Annotated in this window: 17 protein-coding genes; 11 read left to right on the top strand and 6 right to left on the bottom strand. The window is 67.1% G+C overall.

Features of this window, described 5'->3' with window-relative positions; translation table 11 throughout:
- The first annotated feature begins 187 nt into the window (after nucleotides 1-187).
- From P3L18_RS21235 to P3L18_RS21255, 5 genes are all read left to right on the top strand, one after another.
- Nucleotides 188-1,180 carry an ATP-binding cassette domain-containing protein gene (locus P3L18_RS21235; protein WP_079930818.1) on the top strand — a complete coding sequence of 331 codons (993 nt, stop codon included), beginning with the start codon at nucleotides 188-190 and terminating at the stop codon, nucleotides 1,178-1,180.
- Nucleotides 1,177-2,046, top strand: a complete 870-nt coding sequence (locus P3L18_RS21240; protein WP_006371965.1) for an ABC transporter permease — start codon at nucleotides 1,177-1,179, stop codon at nucleotides 2,044-2,046. The genes P3L18_RS21235 and P3L18_RS21240 overlap by 4 nt, the downstream gene beginning before the upstream one ends.
- Nucleotides 2,043-3,380, top strand: a complete 1,338-nt coding sequence (locus tag P3L18_RS21245; protein WP_079930820.1) for a hypothetical protein — start codon at nucleotides 2,043-2,045, stop codon at nucleotides 3,378-3,380. Before P3L18_RS21240 ends, P3L18_RS21245 begins: the two co-directional genes overlap by 4 nt.
- Nucleotides 3,377-4,621 carry a nucleotide disphospho-sugar-binding domain-containing protein gene (locus P3L18_RS21250; RefSeq protein ID WP_276115157.1) on the top strand — a complete coding sequence of 415 codons (1,245 nt, stop codon included), beginning with the start codon at nucleotides 3,377-3,379 and terminating at the stop codon, nucleotides 4,619-4,621. Before P3L18_RS21245 ends, P3L18_RS21250 begins: the two co-directional genes overlap by 4 nt.
- Nucleotides 4,622-4,712: 91 nt before the next feature.
- On the top strand, nucleotides 4,713-5,792 hold the full coding sequence (locus P3L18_RS21255) for a DUF5685 family protein (RefSeq protein ID WP_265077025.1): 1,080 nt from the start codon (nucleotides 4,713-4,715) through the stop codon (nucleotides 5,790-5,792).
- Between the two features lie 20 nt (nucleotides 5,793-5,812).
- Here P3L18_RS21255 and fadD8 read toward each other — a convergent pair whose 3' ends face one another.
- Nucleotides 5,813-7,450: a fatty-acid--CoA ligase FadD8 gene (gene fadD8, locus P3L18_RS21260; protein WP_276115158.1), complete on the bottom strand. Its 1,638-nt coding sequence runs from the start codon at nucleotides 7,448-7,450 to the stop codon at nucleotides 5,813-5,815.
- A gap of 159 nt (nucleotides 7,451-7,609) precedes the next feature.
- On the opposite strand from fadD8, the gene P3L18_RS21265 reads away from it, so the two are divergent.
- Nucleotides 7,610-8,266: a GNAT family N-acetyltransferase gene (locus P3L18_RS21265; RefSeq protein WP_006371960.1), complete on the top strand. Its 657-nt coding sequence runs from the start codon at nucleotides 7,610-7,612 to the stop codon at nucleotides 8,264-8,266.
- Between the two features lie 30 nt (nucleotides 8,267-8,296).
- On the opposite strand, the gene P3L18_RS21270 is transcribed toward P3L18_RS21265, so the two are convergent.
- From P3L18_RS21270 to P3L18_RS21280, 3 genes are all read right to left on the bottom strand, one after another.
- Entirely contained in the window at nucleotides 8,297-8,668 is a 372-nt protein-coding gene (locus P3L18_RS21270; protein ID WP_006371959.1) for a hypothetical protein, read from the bottom strand.
- A 31-nt stretch (nucleotides 8,669-8,699) separates the two neighbouring features.
- Nucleotides 8,700-9,599, bottom strand: coding sequence for an SDR family oxidoreductase (locus P3L18_RS21275; RefSeq protein WP_276115159.1), 900 nt, complete (start codon nucleotides 9,597-9,599; stop codon nucleotides 8,700-8,702).
- Between the two features lie 64 nt (nucleotides 9,600-9,663).
- Nucleotides 9,664-10,473 (bottom strand): SDR family oxidoreductase, encoded by an 810-nt coding sequence (locus P3L18_RS21280; RefSeq protein ID WP_196813399.1) that lies wholly within the window; start codon nucleotides 10,471-10,473, stop codon nucleotides 9,664-9,666.
- 73 nt (nucleotides 10,474-10,546) lie between these two features.
- On the opposite strand from P3L18_RS21280, the gene echA20 reads away from it, so the two are divergent.
- The 4 genes from echA20 to P3L18_RS21300 are packed head-to-tail and all read left to right on the top strand — an operon-like array spanning nucleotide 10,547 to nucleotide 14,120.
- Nucleotides 10,547-11,317, top strand: a complete 771-nt coding sequence (echA20, locus tag P3L18_RS21285) for a (7aS)-7a-methyl-1,5-dioxo-2,3,5,6,7,7a-hexahydro-1H-indene-carboxyl-CoA hydrolase (RefSeq protein ID WP_014361529.1) — start codon at nucleotides 10,547-10,549, stop codon at nucleotides 11,315-11,317.
- 1 nt (nucleotide 11,318) lies between these two features.
- Nucleotides 11,319-12,233 carry a CoA-transferase gene (locus P3L18_RS21290; protein WP_276115160.1) on the top strand — a complete coding sequence of 305 codons (915 nt, stop codon included), beginning with the start codon at nucleotides 11,319-11,321 and terminating at the stop codon, nucleotides 12,231-12,233.
- Entirely contained in the window at nucleotides 12,230-12,988 is a 759-nt protein-coding gene (locus P3L18_RS21295; RefSeq protein ID WP_006371954.1) for a hypothetical protein, read from the top strand. Before P3L18_RS21290 ends, P3L18_RS21295 begins: the two co-directional genes overlap by 4 nt.
- A gap of 1 nt (nucleotide 12,989) precedes the next feature.
- Nucleotides 12,990-14,120, top strand: coding sequence for a nitronate monooxygenase (locus tag P3L18_RS21300; RefSeq protein WP_276115161.1), 1,131 nt, complete (start codon nucleotides 12,990-12,992; stop codon nucleotides 14,118-14,120).
- On the opposite strand, the gene P3L18_RS21305 is transcribed toward P3L18_RS21300, so the two are convergent.
- Nucleotides 14,107-14,676, bottom strand: coding sequence for a TetR family transcriptional regulator (locus P3L18_RS21305; protein WP_276115162.1), 570 nt, complete (start codon nucleotides 14,674-14,676; stop codon nucleotides 14,107-14,109). The two genes, P3L18_RS21300 and P3L18_RS21305, sit on opposite strands and share 14 nt — an antisense overlap.
- Nucleotides 14,677-14,718: 42 nt before the next feature.
- Between P3L18_RS21305 and zapE the strand changes: the two genes are divergently transcribed.
- A complete protein-coding gene (zapE, locus tag P3L18_RS21310; protein WP_276115163.1) occupies nucleotides 14,719-15,705 on the top strand; it encodes a cell division protein ZapE in 987 nt (328 codons plus the stop codon).
- On the opposite strand, the gene P3L18_RS21315 is transcribed toward zapE, so the two are convergent.
- Nucleotides 15,676-16,101: a hypothetical protein gene (locus P3L18_RS21315; RefSeq protein ID WP_276115164.1), complete on the bottom strand. Its 426-nt coding sequence runs from the start codon at nucleotides 16,099-16,101 to the stop codon at nucleotides 15,676-15,678. The genes zapE and P3L18_RS21315 overlap by 30 nt on opposite strands.
- Nucleotides 16,102-16,177: the final 76 nt, after the last annotated feature.

Here is a 16,177-nt window from a genome sequence, read left to right on the forward strand (position 1 = left end):
CTCGCGGTATTCGTCACAATTTCTTTCTCCGGATCAATGGATTACGTTGTCGAACCATGTGGCGTTTTCTGCGAGATTCCTGTGAAATCACCCGTGGCGGGTAAACCAAAGCAGACTTTGAATGGCGCCGAATCGTCCGGATCTCGGTAGGCTACGTATCGCAATCGCGTCGAGAAAGGAGCCCGGCATGGTCGTTTTGCCTCCGACCGCCATCGAGGCCGCGTCGCTGCGCAAGACGTTCGGGCGGGTCACCGCGGTCGATGACGTCTCCCTGTCGGTCCCGACCGGCTCGGTGTGCGGACTGCTCGGCACCAACGGCGCAGGTAAGACCACCACGGTCCGCATGCTCTCGACGCTCCTCCGCCCCGATGGGGGCAGCGCGCGCATCTTCGGCCGCGACGTGGCGACCCAGGGCACCGCCGTGCGCTCCCTCATCGCATTGACCGGTCAGTATGCATCGTTGGACGAGGATCTCAGCGCCGAGGAGAACCTACGATTATTCGCCGAGCTGCGTGGTTTCAGCAAAGTCCGAGCGCGTTCTCGTGCCGACGACCTGATCGGACAATTCGGACTTTCTCACGCCGCCCGCCGTGCGGTCTCCGGCTATTCCGGCGGAATGCGCCGTCGCCTGGATCTGGCGTGTTCCCTGATCACCGCGCCGCCATTGCTGTTTCTCGACGAGCCCACCACCGGCCTCGATCCGGCGACCCGGGCACGGGTGTGGCAAGCCGTGCGTGAACTCGTCTCGGGCGGCACTACGGTACTGCTGACCACGCAATATCTCGACGAGGCCGACAAGCTGTCGGATTCCATCGTCGTGATGGATTCCGGACGTGTCGTCGCCGAGGGCACGGCCGACACCCTCAAGGAACGCATCGGCACCAAGTCGCTGCACGTGATCATCACCGACGCCGCACAACTGCCCCGCGCGGCCGGGGTCTTGCAGCAGAGCCTGGGCACCGAGGTGGCGCAGGTGGCCGGCGAGGCACGACTGTCGGCGTCGATCACCGATCCCGGACTGGCGGCGCGCGCTGTCGCCGATCTGGAGGCCGCGTCGGTCGGTATCGTCGAATTCTCGGTTCAACGCCCGACGCTCGACGATGTGTTCTTCGCCCTCACCGGCGATCCGGCGACCCACGATGCAGCGGGCAACGAGATCTCGTGGCAGGACGCCTCATGACCGAAGACGTGCTGGGCGCCCGCACCATCGAGACCGCCGACGCCATCGAGGGTGCCGAGAACCCGGCGGTCGGCATCGAATGGCCGATCACCCCACTCGATCGGGTGCCGCTCTCGCAGGCGCTGCGACAGATCCTCGCCCTGGCACGGCGAGGTTTCCTGCGGATGCGCCACTCGCCGCAAGGCCTCATCGACGTCGTCGTCGTACCGATCGTCTTCACCGTGATGTTCGCCAACATCTTCGGCGGTGCGGTCGCCGGTGGCGTCGGAAATTACCTGCAGCTCTTGGTTCCCGGCGTGTTGGTCTCGGTGTCGGTGACGACGTCCATCGTCACCGGAACCCAATTACGGGAGGACATCGACAGCGGCGTCTTCGACCGGATCGTGTCGATGCCGATCGCTCGGATCGCCCCCTTGGCCGGACTGCTCATCGCCGACACGGCGCGCTACCTCATCGCGACCACGGTCTCGCTGGCGGTGGGTCTGGCGATCGGTTATCGACCCACGAGCCCCCTCGGTGTGCTGCTCGGCGTGGTCCTCGTCGTCTTCGCCGCGTTCTCGTTGAGCTGGATCTTCGCCCTCATGGGTGTGCTGCTGTCGAAGGTCTCGGCGATCCAGGGCATCTCGATGCTGATCCTCATGCCGATGACGTTCACCTCCAACGCCTTTGTGCCGACCTCGACGATGCCCGGATGGCTCGGGGTGATCGCCGAGATCAACCCGATCTCACACCTCATCTCGTCATTTCGCGCACTCGCCAATCACGGGCAGTTCACCGCGGACGTCGGATGGACACTCCTCGGCTGTTGCGTGATCCTGGTGATCTTCGCCCCCGCGACCTTGCGCGCCTACCTCACACGCCTATGACCAACCACGACACGGACATCCGGCGTCGCCCCACCGAGCGTTTGGGTACCGAGCGCCTGGGTACCGACGACGACCTGTTCATCCGCATGGAGCACGCCCTCGGACTCGGTGTCATCAACCAGGGGGCATGGCGATTCGACGGCCGTCTCGATCCGGATGTCTTGTCCACCCTGGCGACTCGGCTACGGTACGGGCGTCTGTCCCGCCTCGCACGACGTCGCCCGCCTCCGGTCCGTGATCGCTGGCATTACACACCGGCAGCGGGGATGACCCACTTCGAGAACGAGCCCGTCGCCGAGGGTGACGCCGTGGCATGGGCGCGACGGCAGGCCGAGCGCGGGGTCGACAGCGTCGACGGACCGGCGTGGCGACTGACCGCCGCGTACTCGGCGGACGGGCGCTCCACCCTGGTCTCGCTGATCGCCGCACACGCCGTCGCGGACGGATGGTCGATGGTGACCGCGGTCGAAGAAGCCGTTCGCGGAAACGATTACGCCGTCACCACCGAACCGGTGGGTCCACTCGACGACGTCATCGACGGTGTGCGGACCGCCGCTCGAGCCGCGCTGGCCACGGGTCGACTCATCGCCGGCACGGTCGGGTCCCGGCGCGAACCCACCCCGGCCGGCCCGGTGCGACCGGGGGGACTCATCGCGGAGGAACCCTGCGGAATCCTATTGAGCATCCCGGCCGACGACTACGCGCGCGCTGCCGCACGTGCGCACGGCAGCGCGAACGCGTTGTTCGTCGCGATCATGGTCGGACTCCTCGCCGAGGCCGGGATCGTGGGACCCGATAACGTTGTTCCCGTATCGATTCCGGTGTCGATGCACCCCGAGGGGGACCGTCGGGCCAACGCCACCACCGGGACGACGGCCCGGATCCGGGTATCCGACGACCGCTATCACGATCTCACCGCGATTCGGGTGGCCTGCAAGGAGGCCTACCGCAGCGTGACCACGGCCGCGTCCTCGATGGGGAACCTCTCGCAGATCGCGCAGGCGCTCGGCGACGGGCTGGTGCGACGCCTGGCCGCCAACGGCTCGACGCCGATGTGCCTGGCGTCGAACCTCGGCGAATTGTCGCCCGAATTCTGCAGCCTGGGAAGCGGACTCGATGCCGAGATCGCGGTGCGCGCCTTCACCGGCCGGCCGGCGGGCACGGCCGACTTCGGTGGCGGTGTGAGCGGATGGTTCGGCGTCGGACCCCGTGCGATCGGGCTGGCGGTGACGTCCCTCGATCCGCGGCTGGCCGCCGATGACGCCGCCCTGGCGGCCCTGGTGCGCGCCGAGTTGAAGCGATGGGAACTCGAGGCGAGCGAGTGGGGCGGATGAGAATCGCCTTCGCGCTGCACGGCAGCCGCGGCGATGTCCAACCGGCGGCCGCGGTGGCCGCCGAGTTGGTGCGGCGTGGTCATTCGGTGCGATTGGCCGTGGCGGCCGATCTGGTGGAATCCTTTGCACGAACGATGATTCCGACCACCGAGCTCTGTCCGTCGACCGCGGATCTGCTCGCCAGTCCACTGATCCGCAACGACCTCAAGTCGCGCAATCCGCGCACCCGATTCCGGGCGCTGCGCGAGGTCAGCGCGTACGGGGTGGAGCAGTCCGAGCGGGTGATTGCCGAGCTCTCCGACGAGTCGGACGTCCTCGTCACCGGCCTGCTCGCCCAGGACCGGGCCGCGACCATCGCCGAGAGCCGCGGGATCGCCTTCGTTCCCCTGCACTACTGCCCGGTGCGTGTCTCGGGCTCGGTCTCGCCGGTGTATCGGGATGTGCCGCAGTTGGTCTCACGCGTGGCATGGACGCTCGCCGATCGGGTCATGTGGCGCTCGACCCGCGGCGCCGACCGCCGACTGCGCGCACGTTTGGGGTTGCCGCCGGACCGGCGCCCATTCAGCAGACGTCTGCGCGAGGACGGACTCCCCGAAATCCAGGTGTATGACCCGGTCCTGTTCCCCGACCTGCCGCGCGAGTGGGGATCGCAGCGCCCCTTCGTCGGATTCCTGTGCCCGGACAAGGAGATCCGGACGGCGATCAACGACGGCCTGGACCGGACCGACGCGGCCATCGGTTTCGCCTGCTCGGGACCGCCGCCGGTCTATGTCGGTTTCGGCAGCATGCGAACCCCCGTGGACCGGATGGAGTTCGTGGTCACCACCCTGCTCGATCGAGGTCTGCGAGTGATCGCCCACACCGATCTGGACCTTCCGATCACGGATTCCCGTCTGTTCCGGGTATCCGGAACGGTGGATCACGAAGCGCTGCTGCCGCATTGCCGCGCCGCGGTGCACCACGGTGGCGCCGGGACGACGGGTTCGGTCCTGCGGGCCGGGATTCCGTCAGCCGTCGGATGGTTCAGTGCCGACCAACCGATCTGGGCGGCCGCGTTACGCCGCTGCGGTGCGGGAACCGGAAGCCGGTTGAGCCGGATGAGTGCTGACGATCTGTCGGTGCTGACCGACCCGGGCGCGCAAGCAGCCGCACGTCGGATCGCCGAGCGACTCCTTCCCCCGCATCATGCGGTCGACGTCGCGTGCGAGATCATCACGACCGCCGCGGCGTCGACGACCTGAGTTGTCGACCACCGAAGGGTTGTCGTCCGCCTGAAGGACACGGCTGCGACTCGGATGGCGTCGAGCCGGAGCGTGATGTTTGGATGGCGGCATGTTCGGGGTCCTCACACCTTGTCGTCACCGTCTGGGAGACGAACTCGCCGACCGGTGGCGCGCACATCTTTGCGGGTTGTGTCTGGCGTTGCGCGACGGTCACGGCCAAGCCGCGCGACTGACCACCAACACCGACGCGGTGATGATCTCGATCCTCACCGAAGCCCAATACGGCGGTGCGGCAACGACCACACGAGCGGGCCGATGCCCACTCCGGTCCCTGCGGACGGCCACGGTGGTGACCGCCACCGACCCGGGTATCCGGCTGGCGGCCGGCGCGTCGCTCACCTTGGCCGCGGCCAAGGCCGACGATGTCCGCGCCGAGCAGCGCCTCGGACTCGCGCCACACTCACCGATGAGGTCGGCAACCGCCCGGGTGATCGGATCACGGTTACATGCGGCGGCGTCGAATGCACCGGTTCTCGACGTCGAGCGCATCCTGCACACCCTGCACCGTCAGCCCGAGATCGAGTGCACTGCCACATCTCTCGGCGAGATCACCGATCCCAGCGGCCAGGCGTGCGCCGAGGTGTTCGCTGCGACCGCCGATGCCTCGGGCGTGCCGGACAACCGCGCCGACCTCGCGGCCATCGGTTACGACTTCGGCACGATCGCCCACCTGCTCGACGCCGTCGACGACTATCACGCCGACGCGCTCGATGGTGCATACAATCCATTGCGCGCCACCGGAACCGAGGTGACGGCGGCGCTGGCCGAGTGTCGCGACCGGCGTGACCGGATCACCGAGCGATATTCCCGGCTCCGACTCGACGACGACCGGTTGCTGCGGGCAGTATTCCTCGACGGTCTACGGCACGCGATCGCCCGCCGGATGCATGCGCGGACCCGGTGGCCCGCCACGCGACCACCGGACTTCCCCGACTCCTGGCCCTATCCCCCGCCGTTCCCACCGAACCGACGATTTCGTGATCGCCTCGGCCCGTTCCTGTGGACCGGCTGCACGGGCCGGGCGTGCTGCGCCGACCACTGGAATCACTGCAGTGACAAATTCACCGACCCCTGCTGCAACGACGACTGCGGGGATTGCTGCGACTGCTGCGACTGTGATTGCACCTGAACGCTTTCGGTCGATGCCGCTCAGCCGACCCCGCGTCCGGCCGACTCCCAGAACTGTGCGCGCAACGCCTTCTTGTCGGGCTTGCCCAGCGCGGTCAACGGCAGCGCGTCGGCGAAGATCACCTGCTTGGGTGACTGCACCGCACCCTTGCGTTCCTTGACCGCACTCTGGATCTCGGCGGTGATCCGCGCCCGTCCCGCATCGTCGGATGCGGCGTCGGCACGCAGCACGACGACCGCGGTGACCGCCTCGCCCCATTTGTCGTCGGGTACCCCGATCACGCCGACCTGTGCGACGGAAGGATGTTCGGCGACAACGTCTTCGACCTCCCGCGGAAAGACGTTGAAGCCGCCGGTGACGATCATGTCCTTGGTGCGGTCGACGATGTACCAGAAGCCGTCGTCGTCTTCCCGGGCGACATCACCGGTCCGCAGCCAACCGTCCCGGAAGGTCGCCGCGGTCTGCTCGGGTAGGCCCCAATAGCCGCCGGCGAGAAGCGGTCCGGCCACACAGATCTCGCCGGGTTCACCCGGCGCGACGGGCGCGTCGTCGGGGCCGAGGAGCGCGGTGCGCAGGAAGGCCGACGGCCGGCCACAGCTCGACAGTCGGCGGGTGTCCTCGCCCGGTTTCGGGTGGTCGTGCTTGCCGAGGTAGCTGATCACCATGGGGGCCTCGGACTGCCCGTAGTACTGGGCGAAGATCGGACCGAAACGTTCGATGGCCTCGGCGAGCCGCACCGGATTGATCGGCGAGGCACCGTAATACACGGTTTCCAGCGACGAGAGGTCACGGGTTTTCGAGTCGGGATGATCGAGGAGCGCATAGAGCATCGAGGGCACCAGCATGGTGGCGCTGATCTTCTTCTCGTCGATCGTCGCGAGAACCTGTGCGGGGTCGAACTTCGACAGCACGATCATCGTGCCGCCCTTCATCAACGTCGGCACGAAGAACGCCGCACCGGCGTGCGAGAGCGGCGTACACATCAGGAACCGTGGTCGCTCCGGCCATTCCCACTCCGAGAGCTGGATCTGGGTCATCGTCGCCATCGCCGACGCGGTTCCGATGACACCCTTGGGTTTTCCGGTGGTCCCGCCGGTGTAGGTGATCGACACGATGTGATCGCCGGGCAGCGCCGCCGCGGTCAGCGGGCGGGGCGAGAACGTGTCGGCCTCGGCGATGATGTCGCGACCGTACGCGGACAGTTCCTCCGGCACCGGCCCCAGGGTGAGGACCTGCTTGAGGCTGTCGACGCGGTCCACCAGCGCCACCGCCCGCTCGACGAACATCGGCACCGGATCGATGACCAGTGTGGTGACCCCGGCGTCGGAGAGCACGTAGGCGTGATCGTCGAGCGAGCCGAGCGGATGCAGCGCGGTGCGCCGCCAGCCCTGGGTCTGCCCGGCACCGATCACCAGGAGTACCTCCGGACGGTTGAGCGCCAGGAGTCCGACCGCGGTTCCCGATCCCGCCCCCACCGACTCGAAGGCCTGCACGTACCGGCTGACCGCGTCGGCCATCTCGCCACCGGTGAGTTCGGTGTCGCCGAGCTCGAGCACCTTGTGGTCGCGATGCCGTCGCAGGGCCGCGACCATGAGATCACCCAGATGGACCCCGCTGCGCAACGGGTCGTATTCGGTCACAGAGCTGTCCTCAGTCATACGACCAGACTAGGACGTGTTTCAGAACTGAGGAAGGGTGTGGCAAAGATTCGTCGATGACGTGCACAGATATCGCCGATCGTAGACGAGAATAGGACTAGAACGTGTTACAGATCGAGTCTGCCCTCATGGGCGGCGACTCCACACTAGGATCGAGTCATGACTGACCTGGACCTGGCGACCTCCCGTCGCGACATCACCGACGCACTTCTGACCGCCCTCGAGCGGCGCCACGAGGTTCTCGACACCATCGTCGAGGCCGACAACCACTCCGAGGCGGTCGCCGCGATTGCCGAGCTGCTGGACAAGTCCCAGCTCGGGGCCGAGGCGATCCTCGACATGAAACTCGATCAGCTCACCAAGGACGAGCGCCGCAAGAATCAGGCCGAACTCGACGACCTGAACTCGGCGCTGACGTTCACCCTCGCCGAGCGACCGGCCTCGAGCGGTGACACCCTCGATCTGCGCCCGTTCTCCCCGGAGGAGGACGCCGACCTCTTTGCCACACGTACCGCCGAACTCGGCGTGGCCGGTGACGGCTCGGGCGCTCCCGCAGGCGATCTGGCCGAGGAACTGAGCAAGGCGACCGCGCGCGTCGACGACGAGGAAGCCGTCTGGCTCGTCGCCGTCGAAGGGGAGTCCAAGGTGGGCTTCGTCTTCGGCGAGTTGACCTCCGGCGAGGTCGATGTGCGGATCTGGATTCATCCCGAGCACCGCAAGAAGGGTTACGGCACCGCCGCCCTGCGCAAGTCACGCTCGGAGATCGCCGCCTACTTCCCGGGTGTGCCGATGGTGGTTCGGGCGCCGGGCGCCTGAACGGTGGTGACCTCGTGCGGGTCGGTGCGCTCAGCCGACCCGCCGGGGCAGCCCGAATCGGGCGACGATCGCGCGGATGCGGGTGTCCTCGTCGATGACGAAGGTTTCCGACACCGGCGCCGCGAGCCCCAGCATCTTCGGTGCGACGTGTACGAGGTAGCGGGTGGTGACGCTGTGCCCGTCGACGGTGGCCTCGAATCCACTGACACGGTGGATCAGCCGGAACTGCGGTCCGCGTTCCAGACTGCGTGCGATATGCGGTCCGTTGCGCCCGGTCTTGACACCGAATTCGACTCGGGTGCAATCCGGATGCAGGTCGACCCCGCTCGCGTCGTGACTGACCAGTGCGTCGACATAGGCCCGTGCCGCCGCGACACGGGCCGCCGCCACGGAGTCGGTCATGGTTCCCCCAAGAGGTATCTGCCCAACGGTGTCAGCGCGCGCCGTAGACCGGCATCGGCACCGGCGCCTTACCGATGATCTCGGCGATCACCGGGCCGAGTTCGGACGATTCCCAGCGCGCACCCTTGTCGCGTTCGACGCTACGCTGCCAGCCGTCGGTGATCGAGATCTTGCCGCCTTCCACCTCGAAGACCCGACCGGTGACCTCACCCGACTGCGGCGAGGCGAGCCAGCACACCAGCGGCGAGATGTTCGCCGGATCCATCACGTCGAAGGAGCCGTCGTCGGGGGCGGCCATCTGCGCGGCCATCGCCTCGCCGGCACCGAGGGTCATCGCGGTGCGTGCCGCCGGTGCGATCGCATTGACCGTGACACCGTAACCGCCCATCTCGGCGGCCGCCTGAACGGTCAACGCCGCGATACCGGCTTTGGCGGCGACGTAGTTACCCTGACCGACCGAGCCGTACAGGCCCGCCCCGGACGAGGTGTTGACGACGCGGGCGGTGCGCGGGCTGCCGGCCTTGGCCTGCGCCCGCCAGTAGGCGGCGGCATGACGCAGCATCACGAAGTGCCCCTTCAGATGCACGCGGACCACGGCGTCCCACTCCTCCTCGGCCATCGAGACCAGCATGCGGTCACGCACGAATCCGGCGTTGTTGACCAGGACGTCGAGTGCGCCGTATTCGTCGACGGCCGTGGCGATGATGCCGGCCGCGGTGTCCCAGTCGGCGACGTCTCCGGTGGCGGCAATCGCGTCCCCGCCACAATTACGGATCTCGTTGGCCACCGCGTCGGCGGCCTCGGCCACGAAGTCGTTGACGACCACCTTGGCGCCGTCGGCGGCGAAGGCCACCGCATGGGCCCGGCCGATTCCCTGACCCGCACCGGTCACCACGACCACACGACCCGCATTGGACGCGCTCTCAGCCACTGTTGTTGTCCTCTCCGATGTTTCGGTTCACAGCGTAGTTGTACAGATCAGGCGTCCGGGCAGATCAGACGTCGTTGCCTGCGTTGGCGGCGGCGAGGAAGGCCGGTAGCTCGCCCCCGCCGTGGACGGTCAGTGTGGCGCCGGTGATGTAGCCGGCCAGTGGCGAGAGCAGGAACGCCGCGGCGGCGCCGACATCGGCGGGGCGCGCCATGCGACCCATGGGAATCGTCCGGCCGACCGCGGCGATGCCCGCGTCGTCGCCGTAGTGCAGGTGGGCCTGCTCGGTTTCGACCGGTCCGGCGACGATGGAGTTCACCCGAACCCGGGGCGCCCATTCCACGGCGAGTGAGGTGGTGAGACTGTCGAGTCCGGCTTTGGCGGCCCCATACGCGGAGGTACCCGGGGAGGCGCGGTGCCCACTGACGCTCGAGATGTTGACGATCGCGCCACCGCTCTCCTGACCACGCATGACGGCCTGCGCCGCACGCGCGACGATCAGCGGGGCAAGCAGATTCAGTTCGACGATCTTGCTCGCGAAGCGTGGTGAGGCGTCGGCCGCCAGTGCGAACGGCGACCCGCCCGCATTGTTGATCACGCCGTCGATCCGCCCGTGGGTCTCCACGATTCGCGCGAGGGTGGCGGCCACGGCGTCCTCGTCCCGCACATCACACGGCAGAAATGTTGCAGCGGAAACTGATTCGAGCTCGTCACTCGAATGTCGAGCGCAGGCCACCGGGGTCGCGCCGAAATCGGCGAGGGCGGCAACGATGCCGAGTCCGACACCTCGGGCACCGCCGGTCACCAACACGACCCGTCCGGCGAGCCCGAGGTCGTATCGGCCCGGCCGTCCGGTCACCTGTGCCCCTGTCGTCATGGGTGCTACCCTACCAAAGAACCAAGCAATTGCTTGGTTGGTTTTCTTCAGCGCTTCGCCGAGAGGAGCACGCGTGCCGATCACCACTACCCGCACCGATGGCGGGGTCGTCACCGTCACCGTCGACTACCCGCCGGTCAACGCGCTGCCGTCGTCGGCGTGGTTCGACCTCGCCGACGCCATCACCGCAGCGGGCAACGACCCCAGCACACACGTGGTGATCCTGCGGGCGGAGGGCCGCGGTTTCAACGCCGGCGTCGACATCAAGGAGATGCAGGCCACGGAGGGATTCGGGGCGTTGATCGCCGCCAACCACGGCTGCACCGCGGCGTTCAGCGCGGTCTACGATTGTGCCGTCCCGGTGGTCGTCGCGGTCAAGAACTTCTGCGTCGGTGGCGGAATCGGGCTGGTCGGCAACGCCGACGTGATCGTCGCCTCCGAGGGCGCGGTCTTCGGTCTTCCCGAGGTCGATCGCGGGGCACTGGGCGCCGCAACACATCTGGCGCGCCTGGTTCCCCAGCACATGATGCGCACCCTCTATTACACGGCCCAGAACGTCACCGCCGAACAACTCCTGCACTTCGGCTCGGTCCATCGGGTGGTGGCCGCCGACGAACTCGATTCCGCGGCACTCGATGTCGCTGAGAAGATCGCCGCCAAGGACACCCGGGTGATCCGCGCGGCGAAGTCGGCGATCAACCACATCGACCCGGTGGACGTGAAGGCCAGCTACCGCCTCGAGCAGGGATACACCTTCGAGCTCAATCTGGCCGGCGTCGCCGACGAACACCGCGACGAGTTCGTGGCGACCGGCAAGGCCCTCAACACAGGAGGACACGCCTGACATGGCAGCAACACCCACTGCGTCAACACCCACCGACAAGACGAGCACTCTCGACGATGTCATCGGCGAGCTGCGCGACGGGATGACGATCGGCATCGGCGGCTGGGGGTCGCGGCGCAAGCCGATGGCACTCGTCCGGGCGTTGGCCCGCTCGGCGGTGACCGATTTGACCATCGCCACCTACGGTGGACCCGATCTCGGATTGCTGTGCGCCGCAGGCAAAGTCCGACGCGTCTATTACGGCTTCGTCTCCCTGGACTCCGCCCCGTTCTACGATCCGTGGTTCGCCCACGCCCGCACCACCGGCGCCATCGAGGCACGCGAGATGGACGAGGGCATGGTCAAATGCGGTCTGCAGGCCGCCGCGGCCCGGTTGCCGTTCCTGCCGATCCGGGCCGGACTCGGTTCCGACGTGCCGGCATTCTGGGAGGGTGAGCTCAAGACCGTCGAGTCCCCGTATCCCGACCCCGACGGCCGCACGCAGACGCTCATCGCGATGCCCGCCCTGCGACTCGACGCAGCCTTCGTCCACCTCGATCTCGCCGATGCCCGCGGCAACGCCGCCTACACCGGTGTCGACCCGTACATGGACGACCTGTTCTGTGCCGCCGCAACGCGCCGATATCTGGAGACCGATCAGCTCGTCGACACCGAGGTGCTCGTCAAATCCGTTCCCACCCAGCGTCTTCTGCTCAACAGGATGAATGTCGACCGGGTGGTGCATACCCCGAATGGGGCGCACTTTTCTTTCGCGGGGGACTACGGTCGCGACGAGGCGTTCCAACGGTTCTACGTCGAGCAGGCCAAGGACGCCGACACGTGGGCCGCGTTCCGCGCGCGCTTCCTCGACGTCGACGAACCCACCTATCAGCGCGAGGTTGTCGCCTGGCGTGCCGAACAGGAGGACCGCAAGTGACCACAGCGACCACCGGGGTCACCCGGGCCGAGTACTGCGTCGTCTCCTGCGCCGAGATCTTCCGTGGCGCAGGCGAGATCATGGCGTCGCCGATGGCGCCGATCCCGCTACTCGGGGCCCGTTTGGCGCGGCTGAGCTTCGCGCCCGATCTGCTCATCACCGATGGGGAGGCGTTGATCCTCGCCGACACACCGGGCATCGGCAAAACGGGCGCCATCGAGGGGTGGATGCCGTTCTCCAAGGTGTTCGACGTCGTGGCCTCGGGCCGGCGCCATGTGGTGATGGGCGCCAACCAGATCGATCGTTTCGGTAACCAGAACCTGTCGGCGTTCGGCCCGTTGCAACACCCGACCCGACAGATGTTCGGCGCCCGTGGCGCTCCCGGCAACACCATCAACCATCCGACGAGCTACTGGGTCCCACGGCATTCGGCACGCGTGTTCGTCGACGCCGTCGACATCGTTTGCGGACTCGGCTTCGACAAGGTCGACCCCGACAACCCCGCCTTCGACGACGTCGACATCGCGCGCGTCGTCACCAATCTCGGTGTCTTCGACTTCGGCGGGCCCGACCACACGATGCGGGCACTGTCGCTGCACCCCGGGGTGAGTGCCGAGGAGGTCGCGGAGAACACCTCCTTCGAGATCGACGGACTCGCCGAGGCCCCGACAACGCGGGAACCCTCCGACGAGGAACTCGGCCTGATCCGGGATGTGCTCGATCCCAAGGGTGTTCGCGCCAAAGAGGTGCGGTGAGATGACCGGCGATGAGAGGACCGGCTCTGACACAACGGGTGCTGGGCGCGCCGCGCCCCTGCCGACGAGCTTCACCGACCTCGTCGGCGTCGAGTACCCGATCGTGCAAACCGGGATGGGCTGGGTGTCGGGGCCGTCGCTGACGTCGGCGACAGCCAACGCCGGCGGTCTGGGAATCCTCGCGTCGGCGACGATGACCTACAACGAACTCGAAGCGGCCATCGCCAAGACGAAAGCGTTGACCGACAAGCCCTTCGGGGTCAACATCCGCGCCGACGCCACCGACGCACCGCAGCGGATCGACCTGCTGATCCGGGAGGGCGTCAAAGTCGCCTCGTTCGCACTGGCGCCCAAGAAGGACCTGATCGCCAAGCTCAAAAATCATGGTGTGGTGGTGATCCCGTCGATCGGCGCGGCCAAGCACGCGGTGAAGGTGGCCTCCTGGGGCGCCGACGCGGTGATTGTGCAGGGTGGCGAGGGCGGCGGACACACCGGACCGGTAGCCACCACGTTGCTGCTGCCGTCGGTACTCGATGCCCTCGCGGAGAACGGTTCCGACATGCCGGTGGTGGCGGCCGGCGGATTCTTCGACGGCCGCGGACTGGCCGCCGCCCTGGCGTATGGCGCGCAGGGGGTGGCGATGGGGACGCGGTTCCTGCTGACCTCGGATTCAGCGGTGCCCGACGCCGTCAAGCAGGAGTATCTGGCCCGGGGCCTCGGCGACACGGTGGTGTCGGTGAAGGTCGACGGGATGCCGCATCGGGTCCTGCGCACCCCGCTCGTCGAGGCGCTGGAGAGCGGTAGCTCCGTCAAAGCCCTTGTCGCCGCAGCCCGTAACGCCAACGAGTTCAAGCAGCTGACCGGAATGCGCTGGACGACGATGCTGCGCGACGGCCGCGCCATGCGACGCTCCGGGGAACGCACCTGGCAGCAGATCATCATGGCAGGCAACACCCCGATGTTGTTGCGCGCAGGACTCGTCGAGGGCGACACCCGCGCGGGCGTCCTCGCCTCGGGTCAGGTCGTCGGAATGATCGACGATCTGCCCAGCTGCGAGGAGTTGATCCAATCCATCATGACGCAGGCCCACGAGCGTCTACACGCACTCGCTGCACCGGTCAGCGCAGTGTGAGGAGCGTTCGCTCAACGAGATCGGCGACGAGCTCGCGCCGTGAGGACTGGGGCTCGTCGCAGTAAAGACCCTGCGTGTGGCTGTGGACGACTCCCTCCAGGACGGTCACCAGCCTGCGGGCTGCGGCCTTCGGCTGCGCGGACCCCAGCGACTGCATCAGCCCTGCGGCAGCGTCCTCGGAGAAGAAGCAGCGGCGCAGGCGCCCGCGGACGTCATCCCCGAGCTCGGCGTCGAGCAACAGCGCCTGGCGCGCGATCACCTCGGCCACACGATCGGTGACGAGTCCGGTGACGTAGTCGCTGATCACCTCGACCGGATTGGTCTGTCCGGCGGACAGTTCGAGCGTGCCGCGGAACCGCTCACGGGAGATGGTGATCAGCCGGTCGGCGGCGGCCAGCAAGAGCGCTTCGCGAGTGCGGAAGTAATACGAGGTCGATCCCTTCGGTAAGTCGAGCCGACGATCGATCGCCTGATGCGTGAGCGCGTGTGTTCCCCCGGACGCCGCGAGTTCCAGCGCGGCATCGGCGATTCGTGGGCGACGGTCGGGACGGGGCACACATCACATGATAGCCAGACTCTACGATGATAGAGTTAAGGAATGTTCGGTGGTCGAAAGCAGTCCGCGCCGCTGGTGGGTGACGACGTTGTCGTCGAGGCCGCGACCCGGGCCGGCTTTCGACTCGATCCAACCCAACTCGTTGCTGCACAGCATCTCTCGGGCCGTGATCATCTCTATCTCTCCGGGCCGGTAGGTCGAGGGAAGACGTGGCTTGTCGACACCTACCTCGGCGCACTGCCCCCGAAGTGGGTACGGCGGCTGCATTGGCACGAGTTCGGGCGTGATCTCGATGCGTTGATCAAAGACCGCGGCGTCGAGGGAGCGCTGGCGACGATCACGTCGGGTGTCCGGGTCCTGTGTTTCGATGAATTGACCGTCGACGACCGCGCCGACGGGATCTACGTCGACGCGGTGATCCGGCGAGCGATCGAGCGCGGCGTCCGCCTGATCATCACGTCCAATCATCGACCTTCTGATCTGATGCCCCACCCGCTGTTGCACGCCACCTTCCTGCCGACCATCGACTTCATCGAAACACACTGCGTGGCGATAGAACTCGATGGCGGTACGGACTACCGCACGATTCGCCGTCCGAACGCGCGCCGCGACCACGGCTTCGCCGGCGGTCTGTGGATCACCGTGAACGGCGCACCAACACAACGGGTCTCGCAGTCCACGTCGGTCAACGGACGAACCATCTCCGTGTGGGACTCGACTCGCGACCATCTCGGGGTGACGTTCGGGGAGATCTGTGGCCGCCCGCTCGGTGCCGCCGACTATCTTCGCCTTGCTCGCCGGTACCGTTCGTGGACCGTCAGCGGCGTGCCCGGTCTGGCCACAACCGACCGCCAGAGTGCCCGTCGCTTCGTCCACCTCGTCGACATCCTCTATGACCAGGAGGCGGAACTGAACATCGAGTGTGCGCTCGACAGAACAGAATTCGCCCATTGCGCCGCTCTGGATCCCATGTCGCGGGCCCGCGTGACGAGCAGACTGTCAACGCTCGGCGAGTCTGCCGCCGTGTGACTCCCATTCCGCGTACAACTCGTCGAGCAACGCGACGATCTCCTCCACGGTGTCCCAGGTGTCGGGTACGCGGTAGTCGTTGTCGTACCGGGCCATCAACTCCGTGCGGGGTAACGCCCGGAGATACGCGTCGTAGCACTGCTCGGCGAAGAGATTTCCGCGCGGAGTGAGGTTGCTGACGTTGATCTGCGAGACGAAGTGTGTCGCCACGAACCCGGAGGGACGGTCGGTTTCAGCGGTGGCGTCGGCGATCGCGTCGGCATGGTCGTCGGCGGGCACCAACCCGCGTCTGCACGCCCAGCCCATGAAGGCCGCGATGTGGATTGCGGCCGCGGACTCATCGAGGCCGAGGTCGATCACCGAATCCGTGTGCCACTCGGCATCGTCATAGGTCACGACGGTCAGCGTAGGGTGCGGAGCCCGACCCGCCCAGCCATGTCGACCGGACGACGGACCGAGCCGAGAAAATCCC

Source organism: Gordonia sp. N1V, assembly GCF_029269935.1.
In the GTDB taxonomy this organism is placed as follows: Bacteria; Actinomycetota; Actinomycetes; order Mycobacteriales; family Mycobacteriaceae; genus Gordonia; species Gordonia polyisoprenivorans.